Genomic DNA, 16,749 nt, shown 5'->3' with positions numbered 1-16,749 from the left:
ATATTTGCAATGTTTATTCATCTGCTTCTAGCATTTTTATTCGTGTAGGGATTTAAAACCATGGAAAAACCGCAGATCCATACAGATATACCCAAAATTTTATTCACTGTTCTTTTTATTTCGTTTTTTATTATCGCCAGTTTTTGGATACTCAATCCCTTTATTGTGGGTTTTATTTGGGCTGGAATGATTGTTGTAGCAACGTGGCCTTTACTTCTTATTATTGAAAAACGAGTAAAATATCGTTGGTTATCAACCATGATAATGATGATTTTGATATTACTGATCTTCGTTATTCCTATTATCTTATTAATTAGTAGTGTCATTGATAATAGTGCCCCTTTAATTGAGTTAGCGAAATCACCTTCGAATATTCAGCCCCCTCAATTATTATGGCTTAATGATATCCCTATGATAGGGAGCTCACTTTATGATACATGGCACTCTATTCTTGTCTCTGGGGGCAATGCGTTAATCTCAAAAATCCAGCCTTATGTTGGACAAGCTGCAAACTGGTTTTTTGCTCAAGCCTTAAATATTGGTCGATTTGCCCTACATTTGGGTGTGATGTTGTTATTTTCAGGCTTACTATTTTTACAAGGTGAAAATGTCGTATCTTGGTTGCGCCACTTTGCTATTCGTTTAGCGGGTCAACGTGGTGATGCGGCAATCTTACTTGCATCTATGTCTATTCGCGCTGTCGCATTAGGTGTGGTTTTAACCGCCTTAATTCAAGCTATTGTTGGTGGTGTTGGCCTTGCGATATCTGGTGTGCCTTATGCTACGGTATTAACCGTCATTATGTTTATTTGCTGCCTTGCTCAAATAGGTCCTTTATTAGTATTAATCCCTTCAGTTTTATGGTTATTTTGGACGGGTGATACAACATGGGGCATTGTCATGGTAATCTGGGGTGGTGCTGTTGCAACAATGGATGGTGTATTACGGCCTTATTTAATCAAAATGGGTGCTGATTTACCTATGGTATTAATTCTTACGGGTGTTATTGGCGGGATTTTAACATTAGGTATGATTGGATTATTTATTGGCCCTGTTGTTCTTGCTGTTGCTCATAGCTTATTAAATGCATGGATTAATGAAGTACCAAAACCTAATCCTGATTTAACTGAAACAGTAGAATTTATGAATAAAAACTTTATCGAAAAAGAATAAATAATAATGGAGCATGTAAGTGTAGCTACTTACATGCTCTAAAATAACAGAGAAAAGTTTAATAAAGATTATCAATTTAGGAATAAAATATTATATTTTTATATTCAAACTTACATTTTGAAACAAATTACATTTTTTTAAACCTGTTTGTTACCAGCAAGTTATATTCACTTTTAAATAAACCAACAATCTTTTTATTGAGATAATTCTTAGAGCATAATTAACGCATTTCTCTTAATATAAATATCAACGAAACAAATGTTTCATCAAATTAATAATTTCGCCATTCATATTAATAAATTAATTGGCGGGATTAAAGAATATAAAATATTGCTGTGTGTAGTCTTTGCCTGTCAGCCCATGATAGGCTTTTTTTTTGCCTATTATTTATATAATTGTATAAAAAAAGCTCACATTATATTGTGAGCTTTTTATTTATAGCGATGATATTAATTCTATTGCGCTAATTTTACCCAAGTTTTAATTACAGTGTCTGGGTTTAAAGATAAACTATCAATTCCTTCTTCCATTAACCATTGTGCGAAATCTTCATGATCAGAAGGTCCTTGACCACAGATACCCACATATTTTCCATTACGTTTTGCAGCTTGGATTGCCATTGATAATAATGCTTTCACGGCATCATTACGTTCATCAAACAGTGAAGAAACCACACCTGAATCACGATCAAGACCTAATGTTAATTGGGTCATGTCGTTAGAGCCGATAGAGAAACCATCAAAATGTTCTAAGAATTTATCAGCTAATAAGGCATTTGATGGAATTTCACACATCATAATGACTTTTAAGCCGTTCTCACCACGTTTTAAACCATTTGCCGCTAATTCGTCAATCACCTCTTCAGCTTGGCGGACAGTACGAACAAATGGGATCATGACTTCAACATTCTCTAAACCCATATCATTACGAACACGTTTTACCGCTTCACATTCAAGCGCGAAACAACGACGGAAATCATCAGAAACATAACGACCCGCACCACGGAATCCTAACATTGGGTTCTCTTCATCTGGCTCATAGCGATCGCCACCCACTAAGTTGGCATATTCGTTAGATTTAAAGTCAGATAAACGAACAATAACGCGTTTAGGCCAGAATGCGGCGGCTAATGTTGCAATCCCTTCTGTTAATTTACTGATATAATACTCAACTGGAGATTCATAACCTGCCATCATTTCATTGATTTCAGCTTTCAGTGCTTCAGTTTGGTCATCATACTCTAACAATGCACGAGGATGCACACCTATCATGCGGTTAATAATAAATTCCAAACGCGCAAGACCGACACCATCATTTGGTAGACCTGCAAAATCAAATGCACGATCAGGATTACCGACGTTCATCATGATTTTGAGCCCTAATTCAGGCATATTATCGATTGCGGAGCTCTGAATAGAAAAATCAAGTTTGCCATCGTAAACAAATCCTGTGTCACCTTCAGCACAAGAAACGGTTACAACTTGCCCTTCTGTTATACATTCAGTGGCATCACCACAACCTACAACAGCAGGAATACCTAATTCACGAGCAATAATTGCAGCATGACATGTTCTACCACCACGGTTAGTCACAATCGCAGAGGCTTTTTTCATGATAGGTTCCCAATCCGGGTCTGTCATGTCAGTAACCAGCACATCACCCGCTTCAATTCTATCCATTTCATTTAAGTTATGAATAACTTTGACTGTGCCTGTACCAATACGATGACCAATAGCACGACCTTCAATGATGACAGAGCCATTTTCATTTAACTGATAACGTTCCATCACTTGCTGGTTAGATCGAACGGTTTCAGGGCGAGCCTGTACTATGTACAAACGACCATTATGCCCATCTTTAGCCCACTCGATATCCATTGGACGACCATAGTGTTGTTCAATCAATACAGCTTGTTTTGCCAACTCTTGAACTTCATTATCAGTCAAAGAGAAACGATTGCGCAGTGATTCTGGCGTATCTTCAATACGGACTTGTTTACCATGCTCTACACTGTCTGCGTAAACCATTTGGATCTTTTTAGAGCCAAGATTACGTCGGACAATAGAAGGTAAACCTTTTGCTAAAGTTGGCTTGTGTACATAGAACTCATCTGGGTTAACTGCACCCTGTACAACCATTTCACCTAAACCATAAGCTGATGTAATAAAGACAACTTGATCAAATCCAGATTCAGTATCGATGGTAAACATCACACCTGAAGAAGCAAGATCAGAACGCACCATACGTTGAACACCTGCAGATAATGCAACACCACGGTGATCATAACCTTGGTGAACACGATAAGAGATTGCACGGTCGTTAAACAACGAAGCAAATACGTGTTTAATCGCAACGAGAATGGCATCAATACCTTGAACGTTTAAAAACGTCTCTTGTTGACCTGCAAAAGAAGCATCAGGCATATCTTCTGCAGTCGCAGATGAACGAACGGCAAATGAAGCTTCAGATTCACCTTCACTTAATGTGAGATAAGCGTCGCGAATATCTTTTTCAAACTGAGGCGTAAAAGGTGTATCAATTACCCATTGGCGAATTTGATTACCCGCTTGAGCCAGTTGATGGACATCATCAACATCAACACTATCAAGTAATTCATAAATACGCTGATTGATACCGCTCTGTTCCAGAAAATCATTAAACGCTTGCGCTGTGGTAGCAAACCCATTAGGAACAGAAACACCCAGTTCCGCTAGGTTTGTGATCATTTCACCGAGGGAAGCATTTTTCCCACCAACACGATCAACGTCATTCATACCCAATTGGTTATACCAAAGCACATTGCACGGGGTGAGGCTATTGCTGGACATTGAGAACAATCCTTTTTTAAACAATTATGAGAGAGAGAAAAAAAGAAAAACCCGCTGTCAAAACGACAACGTAAATAAGCGTATCACAATGTGATGCTGAATATAGAAAGGTGAATCGATCAACCAGAAAACTTTATTTTTTTATCCTTTATAATCACTAAAAATGCTTTAGATAATATTGTTTGATTTGCTAATTCAGCTAAAAAAAGGTGAGCGTTATGATATTAAGCTTAAATTCTATTAATTGTGATAATAATGAACCCATTGATAGAACAGTCTTTTTTATCTCAGATGGTACAGCAATTACTGCCGAAGTATTAGGTCATGCGGTACTTTCTCAATTTCCATTAAAAATGAAAAGTTATACATTACCTTTTGTTTCTACTGTAGAAAGAGCTGAAGAAATAAAACAGAAAATAGCTGAAATTTATAAAAAGAGTGGTGCTAAGCCTCTTGTTTTTTATTCGATTATCAGTCCTGAAGTTAAACAGATAATAAATAGCAGTGAGGGTTTTTGTCAGGATATCGTGCAATCTCTCGTCATACCACTTGAAAAAGAAATGGGGATCAACGCATCACCAAAATTAAATAAAACCCATGGATTAACTGAAAAAAATCTTAGTAAATACGATGCTCGTATTGCTGCCATCGAATACACCCTTTCCCATGATGATGGCATATCATTACGTAATCTCGACCAAGCTCAAGTGATCTTAATTGGTGTTTCTCGTTGTGGAAAAACCCCCACCAGCCTCTACTTAGCAATGCAATTCGGTATTCAAGCAGCCAACTACCCATTTACTGCAGATGATATGGATTTCTTAAAATTACCTACGGAATTAAAAGAATATCAGAATAAATTATTTGGATTAACCATTGCGCCAGAACGTCTTGCAGCTATTCGTGGCGAACGTCGTGAAAATAGCCGTTATGCTTCAATTCGCCAATGTAGAATTGAATTAGCAGAAGTGGAAGCGCTTTTTAGAAAAAACAATATCCCTTATCTCAATACGACTAATTATTCGGTTGAAGAAATTTCAACCAAGGTGATTGATTCTATGGGATTAGCACGAAGAATGTTCTAACGCATTTTCGTCATTTTTTTATTGGTTTTTCACTGAGAAGACTGTGAAATTAGCTGAATTTCGTTTATTGTGATCTTAATCACTGGGTAGATTTACCCTGTATATTTATTGAGATAAATTATGTTAAAGACAGACGAACTACGGACTAAGGCTTTAGACAGTCTGGTAACACCAGAAACCTTAGCAAAAGAGTTCCCCATTTCTGATGAGATAATCCAAAACATCACATCGGCACGTAAACGAATTGAAGCGATCCTCACCGGTGAAGACAAGCGATTACTAGTGATTATAGGGCCTTGTTCTATTCATGATCCTAAAGCAGCTAAAGAGTACGCAACTAAGCTTAATCAGTTAAAAGACCAGTATCAGGACTGCTTAGAAATCGTCATGAGAACCTACTTTGAAAAGCCACGTACGGTCATTGGCTGGAAAGGTTTAATCTCTGATCCTTACCTTGATAACTCTTGCAATGTCAACGAAGGTATTCGCCTTGCAAGAAAACTATTAATTGAAATAAACGCGTTAGGTTTGCCCACTGCAACTGAATTTCTCGATATGGTCACAGGCCAATATATTGCAGATTTAATTAGTTGGGGTGCCATTGGTGCAAGAACAACAGAAAGCCAAGTTCATCGTGAAATGGCATCTGCACTCTCTTGCCCTGTAGGCTTTAAAAATGGCACTGATGGTAATACCCGTATTGCCATTGATGCTATTCGCGCTTCTCGAGTGGGTCATACGTTCTTATCGCCAGATAAAAATGGTCGTATGACGATTTATCAAACCAGTGGTAATCCTTATGGTCATATTATTCTACGTGGCGGCAAAAAACCGAATTATCACGCAAGTGACATTGCTGACGCAGTTGATGCACTAAAACAAGTAGATTTACCGGAACATCTTATTATCGATTTTAGCCATGGCAACTGTGAAAAAATTCATCGTCGCCAATTAGAAGTAGCCAGAAATGTTGCTCAACAAATTAAAGATGGATCACAAGCGATTGTAGGTATGATGGCTGAAAGCTTTTTACAAGAAGGCTCACAAAAAGTCGTGCAAAATAAACCACTTAATTATGGGCAATCAATCACTGATCCTTGTTTAAGCTGGAATGACACAGAACAACTTATTGAATTATTAGCACAAGCCGTTGAGAGCCGATTTAAATAACCACGTTATGTTACAGGGGATACTTTTTATCCCCTTTTTATTTTGCTCCCGCTATATTTTAATAAAAATATAACCTTACCTTTATTCCACTGTTCTAATTCTCATCGCATCACGCTTTATTATTCACAATATGACTTAATTTTACGTCTTTACGTTAAAAAAAGCTTGTCTAAATATTTTTGTTAACGATAATGATTATCATAATGATAACGCTTATTACTCTTAGTATGTTATGAATAAAAAAGCTCATAATTTAAATAGTTCTTCAATCAATCAGAACTCTCATTCTTCAATAATTCAATCCATTAATAGTATTGAATTATTGGGTAAAGATGGCGTAGTTTACATTCAACACAACGGAGAGTTGTATCAACTACGTCAAACAAAAGCAGGAAAATTAATCCTGACTAAATAATCATTTTCGACAATAACTTGCAAGCCACCTATTACCTCAGCTAGGCAGCCAGCTAAATAACTCCATATACAAGGATTTTTTATGGACATTTATGGTATGTGTATGCTGAAAAAACATTTCAAATACTCTAGTATTGCAACAGCACTTTGTTTGTTGTACTCCCCTATTGCCTCTGCACAGCTTGAAAATAATGGCACGGAAACGCTCACCGTTATTGACACAACAAATACAACTCCAGATTTTCATTCAACAATTGATACTACCACAGCAAAAGCACAGACCGCTGCTACAACAGGTGAAATGCTAAAAGATGTCGCCGGAGTTACTTTATCAGGGACGGGTATTACGAATGGCGCTAATATTTTAATGCGTGGGTATGACCAAAAAGGAGTAAAAATACTCATTGATGGTATTCATCAACCATCAGAAAACACCATGAATAATTTAGGTGGATTGTTTATTGACCCTTCTCTTATTCGTCGCGTTGATGTTAAACATGGTTCTTCTGCAGTATTACATGGCGAAGGCGCTATGGGAGGGGTTGTTTCTTTTAATACCCTTGATCCTCGATCAATATTAACAACTGATAGAAAATTAGGTGCGAAACTCTTTAGTTCGATTTCATCAGCAGATCGTCATTTTTCTTATGGTGGCATTGTTGCAGCTAGACATGATATTGCAGAAGGCTTATTGGCTTATACTCAACGTCAACGTGGTCCTATTCGCCTAGCCAATGGCGAAAAGATGGAAAACAATGAGCATATTAAAAACTTTTTTGCAAAAGCATATCTCTATCCAACTGAAAATCAAACAATTATTTTTTCAGCTCGCCATTATGATAATTCAGGTGAACAACGTGAAGTATTGCATCGTATGGGCGGATTTGGTAAGAACGAAAGCAATCAAGTACAACGTGATACTCAGCAAAAAAACTATTCTATCACGCACCATTATATTTCTGACACTAACTCATGGTTAGATTTAACCACTCATCTTTACTATTCGCAGTTTAATATTGATCAGACTTTCTTAACCGATACTAAACTAACAGCGTCCGAATTAAAAAAAAATATTCCAGGAAAAATAGGTAGATACGAATCACGAACACAATCAACCTATGGCATAAAACTAGAAGATCACGCTAATATTTTATGGACTGATACCCTCAAACAATCAATGACGATAGGCTCAGAAGCTTATCAGCAAAAAATGCAGTCAAATGAGCAAGCAAAAAACTTTCCTTTAGCGAAAACGAATTATATTGCAAGTTGGTTACAAAGTTCGCTCAGTACACCATTATTCCCAATCAACCTTACTGCTGGTATACGTTATCACTATTACAAAAATATACCTGGTAAAGGGATTGATCCTTTCTTTAGTAAGTTTTCAACTAAATCATTACAAGCCAAAAAACACCCATCGAGTTACCGAGGTACAACTGAAAGTATCACACTAACATTCACACCAACATATTGGTTACAGCTCTATTCCACTTATTCAACTGCATTTCGCATTCCAACTTTAAGTGAAATGTTTAATGATTCATTTCATTTTAAATTACTCTTCACTAATGCACATTGGGTTCCTAATCCTAATTTAAAACCAGAAAAAAACCGCACTTGGGAATATGGTGGTCAACTTGCATTCTCAAACTTACTTACTAAGCAAGATAAGTTATCAATAAATGCCGTTTATTTTGACACAAAATCAAAGGATTACATCACTTATGGTCCTTGGCATAATAAATCCATGGCAGGCATGCTTAACTTACAAGCTTTCAACATTCCTGAAGCCCTTATTGAAGGCGTTGATCTTAGTTTACGTTATTCCCATCCATTAATTTCTATTGGATTAGGCTATAACCGTACTCAAACCCTTGAATTAACTACGCATGAAACCATTTCGCCTGTTCGCCCTGAAGTACTCACAACCTTTATTCAACTGCCTATTGCTAAAACTCCTTTTTCATTAGGGTGGTCAGGCAAATTTGCCAGTGCAACAGAAAATAAAGGCACACACAAAGGACGAGCACCTCACGTAAAAGGCAAAACAACAAATCGAATGCAAGAGCTGATTACTCAATATCCGGGCTATGGCATTCATGATTTTTCAATCAGTTATCAATCTAAAAACAATAAAGATATTCAAGCCGCATTGGTACTCGCAAATGCCTTTAACCGAGAATATTTCTCAGCATTAGGTGTTCCACAAGAAGGCAGAAATATCAAAATGTCTGTCAGTTATCGCTGGTAGATGAGGAGCAATGATTTATATAACAAAGGGCTGTTTTTAACAGCCCATTAAATAACGGAGATCCATCTGCATGTCTCAGTCATCCCTATTATTTAAATTTAGTTTACTGGCTGTTACTGTTTATTCTGCTTGTGTGTCAGCACAAGAGAAAACACAAACTAGCGAGGAGAAAAAAACAGAAGTACTTACCGTTTATGCGACTGGTAATGAGCGTGATAATTTTACGTTACCCATGATGTCAACCGTTATTAAAAATAACAATGCGTTGTCAGCAACCGCAGGTAGTGCATCTGAATTACTTCGCCATGTGCCAGGAATTTCTATTTCTGGCGCAGGTCGTACTAATGGTGAAACCATCAGTATGCGTGGATACAGTAAAAATGGAATATTGACACTTGTAGATGGTGTACGTCAAGGAACTGACACTGGCCATATTGACAGTATTTTTGTTGATCCTCTTCTTATAAAACAAGTTGAAGTCGTTCGGGGTCCTTCTGCATTGTTGTATGGTAGTGGAGCACTTGGCGGTGTTATTGCTTACGATACCGTTGATGCAAGCGATCTACTTTCAAAAAACGAACAAGGTGGTGTGCGTGTCACTGGTCTTGGTAATACCGCGCAGCATAGCCAAGGTTTAGGTGTTACTGCTTTTGGTAGACACGATAATCTTGATGGTCTCGTGGCATTATCAGCTCGTGATAAAGGTGATATTCGTTATGGTGGTGGTTATCGTGCACAAAATGATGAAACCATTATTAACCTACTCTCCAAAGGGCGTTGGTTTGTTGATGATAGCAATACATTAAGCGGACAATTTCGTTATTATCATAACAATACAAATCAGCCCAAAAACCCTCAAGTTCCCTCAAATCCTACACTTGCTAATGTAGAAACTAATCGCACTACGACACAAAAAGATGTTCAGTTAACGTATCAATTTGATCCTTCAAATTCACAATGGATTAATTTGAAAACACAGGCTTATTACAGTGAAGTTGATATTAATGCCAAGACGGAACAAAAAGGGTTTGAAGGTCGAGAACAAAAAACTTATGGCGTAAAACTCGAGAACCGCTCACAAGTGGGTACATACAGCTTTGCATCACATGGATTGACTTATGGTGGCGAAATTTATAAACAAAAACAATCACCACGCCAAAATGCAGAAAGCTTCCCACAAGCCGATATCCAGTTTATGTCAGGTTGGTTGCAAGATGAAGTCACTTTACGTGATTTACCTGTTTCCTTTATTTTAGGAACGCGTTTTGACAAATATAAAAGCCAAAACGATCGTTATGATGATATTACCGCTAATAAATGGTCATCAAAAGGCGCAATCAGTATCACGCCAACGGATTGGTCAATGCTTTATACCTCTTACTCTCAGGCATTTAGAGCACCAACTTTAGGTGAGATGTATAACGATGCTAAGCATTTTGATGCCCCTTTCCCTGGCGTACCAACAAACTATTGGCGCCCAAATCCCAATTTAAAGCCCGAAACCAATTCAACTACTGAATATGGATTTGGTTTTCAATTCGACGACTTATTATCTAATAATGATAATCTGAAAATTAAAGCTGCCCATTTCAATACTCGCGCAAAAGATTATATTGATGCAGATGTCGCTATTTTTCAGGGATATACACAATCAACAAATATTCCAAGAGCAACTATTTGGGGATGGGATGTTTCTATGAATTACCAATCGAAATTCTTTAATTGGGATTTAGCCTACAACCATACCAAAGGGAAAGATAATGCAACTAATGCCTCAATAGTATCCATCGAGCCGGATACATTAACGAGTCGCTTAGATGTACCTGTGCCAAGTACCGATTTTTCTGTCGGTTGGGTTGGTCAATTTACCAAAAAAACGGACTTTACTAAACATAACCGTTTTAATCGCCCAGTCAATAGCCAACAAGCAGGTTACGGCGTTAATGATTTTTACCTTCGCTATGAAGGCAATGATGCCTCATTAAAGGGGCTAACAACCTCATTTGTACTGAGTAACGCATTTGATAAAACTTATTATTCTTCTGCTGGTATTCCCCAAGAAGGTCGAAATGCAAAAGTACTTGTGAGTTATCAATGGTAATCAACAATAAAATGAACGATATAATAGGAGTTTCTGTGACTAAACCTCTTTATGAGAGCTACCTGCAAGCAAAAATTGAAAAAAAAGCATCTTATGCGCGTGATTTAGCCGCTTATTTGAATGTTAGTGAAGCGGAACTAACTCATGCGCGAGTTGGGCATGATGCAAAACGTCTACGCAATGATGTACAAGAATTATTAAAAACCTTAAGTAAAGTCGGTGAAGTCAAAGCGATTACTCGCAATGATATTGCTGTTCATGAACATCTTGGTGAATATACCAATGCGCGTTTTAACGATCACGCAGGTTTAATCTTAAATCCACGTGCAATGGATTTACGCTTTTTCTTCGCTTATTGGTCTAGCATTTTTGCACTCGCTGAAGAAACCTCAAAAGGAATTCGCTATAGCATTCAGTTTTTTGATATGCATGGCGATGCACTACATAAAGTTTATGCAACTGACAATACCAATATGGATGAATGGAATACACTAATCCAATCATTCTTATCGGAAGAAAATCCAACTCTAGATATTACCCCTATCGAACCTTATTCAAACACACCTGTTAGTCATGAATTGGCAGAGCAACTTGAACAACAATGGCGTTCAATGACCGATGTTCACCAATTTTTTAAACTACTAAAAGAAAATAATTTGAGTCGTCAACAAGCCTTTAAAGCTGTTGCCGATGACCTTGCTTATCAAGTTGATAACAGTGCACTAAAAACCTTATTAACCCTCGCTAAAGAAGCACAAAATGAGATCATGATTTTTGTCGGAAGCCGTGGTTGTGTACAAATCTTTACGGGGCAGATTGACCGTTTAGTTCCTCATCAATTTGAGAATAGCGATCAAGTCTGGATTAATATTTTCAATCCTGCATTTACACTTCATTTAATCGAAAGTGAAATCGCTGAAAGTTGGATCACTCGCAAACCAACTCAGGATGGTTTTGTCACCAGTCTTGAAATCTTTGATAGCAAAGGCCAACAGATTGCCCAGCTTTATGGACAACGCACTGAAGGCACTGCAGAACAACAACAATGGCGCGAGCAAGTTAATACTCTTGCAAAAACAGCCTAATCGGAGAATGAGTTAATGAAAAAATGGCTTCTTTTGATCCTGTGTAGCGTCATGTCGTTTGTTAGTTCCGCCAATGAACGTATTGTCACTATTGGCGGTGATATCACAGAGATCGTTTTCGCGTTAGGCTCGGGTGAACAAATTATTGCAAGAGACAGCACTAGTTTAGTCCCTGAACAAGTGAAAGCACTCCCTGATGTGGGTTATATGCGAATGCTAAACCCTGAAGGTATCTTATCGGTCAAACCAACATTAATTATAACCAGCGAACTCGCTCGCCCTTCTTTAGCACTACGCCGAATAAAAGAGGCAGGAGTCACTGTTAAAACGATTACAGGTACACATTCATTAGAAGCCATTAATGAAAAAATAGACACCATTGCTACTATTTTAAATAAACAAAAAGAAGGTGATCAGTTAAAAGAAAAACTCACCCTATCTATTAGCCAAATACCCACAACCCCTATAGATAAAAAAGTCATTTATATCATGAGTCATGGTGGTGTTGTTCCTATGGCTGCTGGTCAAAATACTGCAGCAGATACCATTATTTCACTAGTTGGGGGTAAGAATGCAATGCAAGGCTTTACGAGTTATCGCCCTCTTTCTCAAGAAGGTGTCATTGCAAGCCAACCTGATATTTTGCTGGTAACTAAAGAAGGTATTAAAGGCATTGGCGGTATTGAAAAACTTTGGAATTTACCTGGTATAAAGTACACGCCTGCAGGTAAAAATAAACATTATGTCGTTGTCGATGATATGGGATTGTTAGGTTTTACGCTTTCAACACCTGAAGTTATGAATCAAATTCGTCAAGCGTTGGAGCAATAATGTCTCGTTTTCGTTCACCGTGGATGAATATTTTAGTTTTACTCTTTTTGCTCACCACTGTTACATTAATTTCAATGAATAGCGGTGCATTAGCCCTTTCATTTCATACATTATGGAATAGCTCTTTTGATGATATGAAATGGCAAATTTGGCTAGATATCCGTCTACCTCGCGTCTTATTAGCGATTCTTGTTGGCGGTGCTTTAGCAATATCGGGCGCGATAATGCAGGGGTTATTTAGAAACTCATTAGCTGATCCTGGTTTACTCGGTATTAGTAGCGGTGCAGCATTAATGGTTGCCATTGTAATTATTATACCCTTCTCTTTTTCACCCATCTTTACATTCTACAGTCATATTGTTGCCGCCTTTATTGGCGGTTTAATTGTGGCTATGATTATTTTCTCATTACATCAATTGAGTGATGGCAATTTAGCACGGTTATTGCTTGCGGGTATTGCTATCAATGCACTATGTATGTCTTTTATTGGTGTATTAAGTTATATCAGTACTGACCAACAGCTACGTCAATTCTCACTATGGATGATGGGCTCATTAAGCCAGATTGACTGGAAAACTTTATCTATTGCAACCCTTGTGATCATTCCTGTCAGTACCTTAGCATGTTGGCAAAGTCATAAATTAAACCTATTACAACTTGGTGATGAAGAAGCACATTATTTAGGGCTAAATGTAAGAAGAACCAAATTTATCTTATTACTTCTTAGCGCTATCTTAATTGGCTGTGCTGTCGCACTAAGTGGTGTTATTGGATTTATTGGACTTGTAGTTCCCCACCTTATTCGTATGCGTATTGGTAGTAATCATATATGGCTATTACCTGCCACTATTTTAGGGGGGGCAACACTATTACTCGCTGCTGACACATTATCACGAACACTGGTATCTCCAGCAGAAATCCCTGTGGGGCTCATTACAGGATTAATTGGTGGCCCTTATTTCCTTTGGCTTATCTTACGACAACCCGCAGGAAGAATGTCATGATTGAAAAACAAAAAGCGTCATTACTCTATGGAAAGAATTTAACTTACCAAATTGGTGAAAAAACTATTATTGATGATGTATCTCTTTCACTTAATGCTGGGGAGTTAATTAGCATTATTGGTCCGAATGGTGCAGGAAAATCATCATTACTACGTTTATTGACAGGTTATACGACACCAACACAAGGTGAATGCTATTTTAAACAAAAAGACTATTCACAATGGAATAGCCAACAATTAGCACAAAACCGTGCTGTTATGCGCCAAAATAGCCAACTCTCATTTTCGTTTTCTGTAGAAGAAGTGGTTGCCATGGGAAGAACCCCTCATGGACAGCAACATAAAAAAATAGCTATCGAAACGGCTCTACTACAAACGGATTGCTTAAAGTTTAAAGATAGAGACTATCGTCAATTATCAGGTGGTGAACAACAACGAGTGCAACTTGCCAGAGTATTAGCTCAATTATGGCACCCTACACCACAAGAAGCGGTGTTATTCCTCGATGAACCAACTTCAGCACTCGACCTTTACCATCAGCAACACAGCTTGCGCTTACTCAAGCAATTAGCAAAAACACAACATCTTATGGTTTGTTGCGTTCTACACGACCTTAATTTAGCCTCACTTTATGCCGATAGAATTTTATTATTGCACCAAGGAAAGTTAGTTTGTGAAGGTGCTCCACTCGATGTACTGACAACAGAAAATATCCAAAAATGGTATGGCGCAGATGTGAGTGTTGATACCCATCCAGAGCATTCGTATCCACAAGTTTTTCTTCGTCCATAAGTTATCTTAGTTTTACTCAGTTACCTTCTAGCATATGTTTTCTAGATTGTGACTGAGTTAATTTATTTTTATATGCTTATTTATTACAAATAAAACACACTAAGTAATACTCCTTAATTGATTAATAAATCTTATTTTTAAATTTCCCTATTTAGTCAAATAAATTGACTTTAAAATACACCTTAATCACTGATTAGCTTGTTAAACACACAAAAATATATAACAGCCTAAAGAATAAATGGTATAACAGTATTATCAAAGAAAAAATAAATCAATAAATTCAACAGAGTGAAAATCATTTAAAACGATTTTTTTAATCAAAAATATCTATTAAGCTCTACCTTACTTGAGATATATAGCTTCCACCTATTAATTTGATAATGATTATCAATAACAAAAAGCACTTTTTGCCTACCTGTTATTTTCGCCATGCTTAAAATAGGTTATAAATAACATACGTTACTATTCTATTTACTTGGGCACTGTGTCCCCACCATTTTTGTGGGAGGTTTTATGGCTGAAAATGTCGTTAATGATATTCTAAAATGGTTAGAAACTCAGTTACAACGTAACGAAGGTATAAAAATCGATACTATTGCGAGTAAAAGTGGTTATTCAAAATGGCACTTACAACGCATATTTAAAGATTTCAAAGGCTGTACATTAGGCGAATATGTCCGCAAACGTCGCTTATTAGAAGCGGCTAAATCATTACAAGAAAAAGATATGTCTATTTTAGACATTGCTTTAATGTATGGTTTTAGCTCTCAAGCAACATTTACTCGTATTTTTAAAAAACATTTTAATACTACACCCGCTAAGTTTAGAGAAAATGGCACAATGCCTGATACCCATTGTTTCATGTCATGCGAAAATCACTAATTGATTTAGCATCATATTGATGTTACTTATCATAAAAAAACCAGCTTCAAAAAGCTGGTTTTTTCTTTATTTTCAGAAAACTAAGCTATTGCCGTTATAAGCCATTCTTCAAGCTCATTAAGCTCCCCTTTATTATTAGGATAATGCTGTATAAGTTGCTGAATAATCTCTTTTAAAGACTCAGGTGTATAACGTTTGCCAACCAGCATATCTGATAATGCTTCTAATGGTGCGGGATCTAAACTGTCAGTATAGATTTGACTTCTGACTACATTACCACGCTCAATATCAAAATGTAGTTCAAGCCCCCCCCATTTAAAGCGATTATCTAACAAATGAGAAAATGCAGGGGCTTGTCCAAAATTCCATTCCCAACTACTTTGTTTAGCGAATGTCTCTTCAAAACTAGGTAAATCAGGTAATTTTTGCGGGGAAATAATCTCTGCATCGACCCGTTCACCATAGTATTCAAAAAAGCTTTCGGTGATTGTTTCACAAAGTTTTTCGTGAGTGATATCAGATTTGAGTTCGACCAAATTAGCCACTCGAGAGCGTACAGAAGTGATCCCTTTAGCTTGAAGTTTTTTCGGATCTGGATTGAGGTAATTGGCTAATCTAGATAAGTTAGCATTTATTAATAATGTGCCATGATGGAAACCACGATCTTTCGTCTCTTTATAAGCCGAGCCTGAAATTTTCCTTTCCCCCTCTTCTTGCGGTACGACTAAATCATTACGCCCTGATGCTGTTGCTTGTATACCAGCCTTCGATAGGCCATCAAGTATAATTTTAGTTGAGATCGTTTTATTATATTCTGGTTTTCCCGCCATAAAGGTAAAGCAGGTATTACCAAGATCGTGGAAAACAGCACCGCCACCACTTGAACGACGTGCTAATTTCACGCCATCTTCATCCATTTTTCGCGTATTACATTCTTTCCACGGATTTTGTGCTCGACCAATGACTACCGTATTATCGTTACGCCAAAGAAACAGTACGCGTTGATCTGCCGGCATTTGTCTAAAAATACACTCTTCAACAGCAAGGTTAAACCAAGGATCATAAGACTCGGAAATTAACAGACGCAATTTGCCAGACATAAGGAGTACCTATATGAAGAAAATAAGGTAT

The 16,749-nt window shown here is 37.3% G+C and carries 13 protein-coding genes; 11 read left to right on the top strand and 2 right to left on the bottom strand.

Features of this window, described 5'->3' with window-relative positions; all coding sequences use genetic code 11:
- The first annotated feature begins 60 nt into the window (after nt 1–60).
- Nucleotides 61–1,173 (top strand): AI-2E family transporter YdiK, encoded by a 1,113-nt coding sequence (gene ydiK / locus DK861_RS12545; protein WP_109400329.1) that lies wholly within the window; start codon nt 61–63, stop codon nt 1,171–1,173.
- Nucleotides 1,174–1,628: 455 nt separating this feature from the next.
- Here ydiK and ppsA read toward each other — a convergent pair whose 3' ends face one another.
- A complete protein-coding gene (gene ppsA, locus DK861_RS12540) occupies nt 1,629–4,001 on the bottom strand; it encodes a phosphoenolpyruvate synthase (protein ID WP_109400328.1) in 2,373 nt (790 codons plus the stop codon).
- A 218-nt stretch (nt 4,002–4,219) separates the two neighbouring features.
- Here ppsA and DK861_RS12535 point away from each other — a divergent pair, with 218 nt between their 5' ends.
- The 10 genes from DK861_RS12535 to DK861_RS12490 all read left to right on the top strand — a co-directional run bounded on the left by DK861_RS12535 (nt 4,220) and on the right by DK861_RS12490 (nt 15,618).
- Nucleotides 4,220–5,086 (top strand): pyruvate, water dikinase regulatory protein, encoded by an 867-nt coding sequence (locus DK861_RS12535; RefSeq protein ID WP_072062562.1) that lies wholly within the window; start codon nt 4,220–4,222, stop codon nt 5,084–5,086.
- 120 nt (nt 5,087–5,206) lie between these two features.
- Nucleotides 5,207–6,256, top strand: a complete 1,050-nt coding sequence (locus DK861_RS12530) for a 3-deoxy-7-phosphoheptulonate synthase (RefSeq protein WP_109400327.1) — start codon at nt 5,207–5,209, stop codon at nt 6,254–6,256.
- A 232-nt stretch (nt 6,257–6,488) separates the two neighbouring features.
- Nucleotides 6,489–6,671, top strand: a complete 183-nt coding sequence (locus tag DK861_RS12525; RefSeq protein ID WP_072062564.1) for a hemin uptake protein HemP — start codon at nt 6,489–6,491, stop codon at nt 6,669–6,671.
- 81 nt (nt 6,672–6,752) lie between these two features.
- Nucleotides 6,753–8,924: a TonB-dependent receptor gene (locus tag DK861_RS12520; protein WP_109400326.1), complete on the top strand. Its 2,172-nt coding sequence runs from the start codon at nt 6,753–6,755 to the stop codon at nt 8,922–8,924.
- A 70-nt stretch (nt 8,925–8,994) separates the two neighbouring features.
- Nucleotides 8,995–11,025, top strand: coding sequence for a TonB-dependent hemoglobin/transferrin/lactoferrin family receptor (locus tag DK861_RS12515; RefSeq protein ID WP_109400325.1), 2,031 nt, complete (start codon nt 8,995–8,997; stop codon nt 11,023–11,025).
- A gap of 35 nt (nt 11,026–11,060) precedes the next feature.
- Entirely contained in the window at nt 11,061–12,110 is a 1,050-nt protein-coding gene (locus tag DK861_RS12510) for a ChuX/HutX family heme-like substrate-binding protein (protein WP_239452180.1), read from the top strand.
- Nucleotides 12,111–12,125: 15 nt separating this feature from the next.
- On the top strand, nt 12,126–12,941 hold the full coding sequence (locus DK861_RS12505) for an ABC transporter substrate-binding protein (protein ID WP_109400323.1): 816 nt from the start codon (nt 12,126–12,128) through the stop codon (nt 12,939–12,941).
- Entirely contained in the window at nt 12,941–13,945 is a 1,005-nt protein-coding gene (locus DK861_RS12500) for an iron ABC transporter permease (RefSeq protein ID WP_109400322.1), read from the top strand. The genes DK861_RS12505 and DK861_RS12500 overlap by 1 nt, the downstream gene beginning before the upstream one ends.
- The gene (locus DK861_RS12495) at nt 13,942–14,736 is read left to right on the top strand and encodes a heme ABC transporter ATP-binding protein (protein WP_109400321.1); all 795 of its coding nucleotides are present in this window, start codon (nt 13,942–13,944) and stop codon (nt 14,734–14,736) included. The genes DK861_RS12500 and DK861_RS12495 overlap by 4 nt, the downstream gene beginning before the upstream one ends.
- A 513-nt stretch (nt 14,737–15,249) precedes the next feature.
- Nucleotides 15,250–15,618, top strand: a complete 369-nt coding sequence (locus DK861_RS12490; RefSeq protein ID WP_109400320.1) for a helix-turn-helix domain-containing protein — start codon at nt 15,250–15,252, stop codon at nt 15,616–15,618.
- Nucleotides 15,619–15,698: 80 nt separating this feature from the next.
- On the opposite strand, the gene DK861_RS12485 is transcribed toward DK861_RS12490, so the two are convergent.
- On the bottom strand, nt 15,699–16,718 hold the full coding sequence (locus DK861_RS12485; protein ID WP_109400319.1) for a lipoate--protein ligase A: 1,020 nt from the start codon (nt 16,716–16,718) through the stop codon (nt 15,699–15,701).
- Nucleotides 16,719–16,749: the final 31 nt, after the last annotated feature.

Source organism: Proteus sp. TJ1640 (genome assembly GCF_003144445.1).
Taxonomy (GTDB): domain Bacteria; phylum Pseudomonadota; class Gammaproteobacteria; order Enterobacterales; family Enterobacteriaceae; genus Proteus; species Proteus penneri.
The sequence above is the reverse complement of the archived record's forward strand: the minus strand, read 5'-3'. Positions and strand labels throughout refer to the sequence as shown.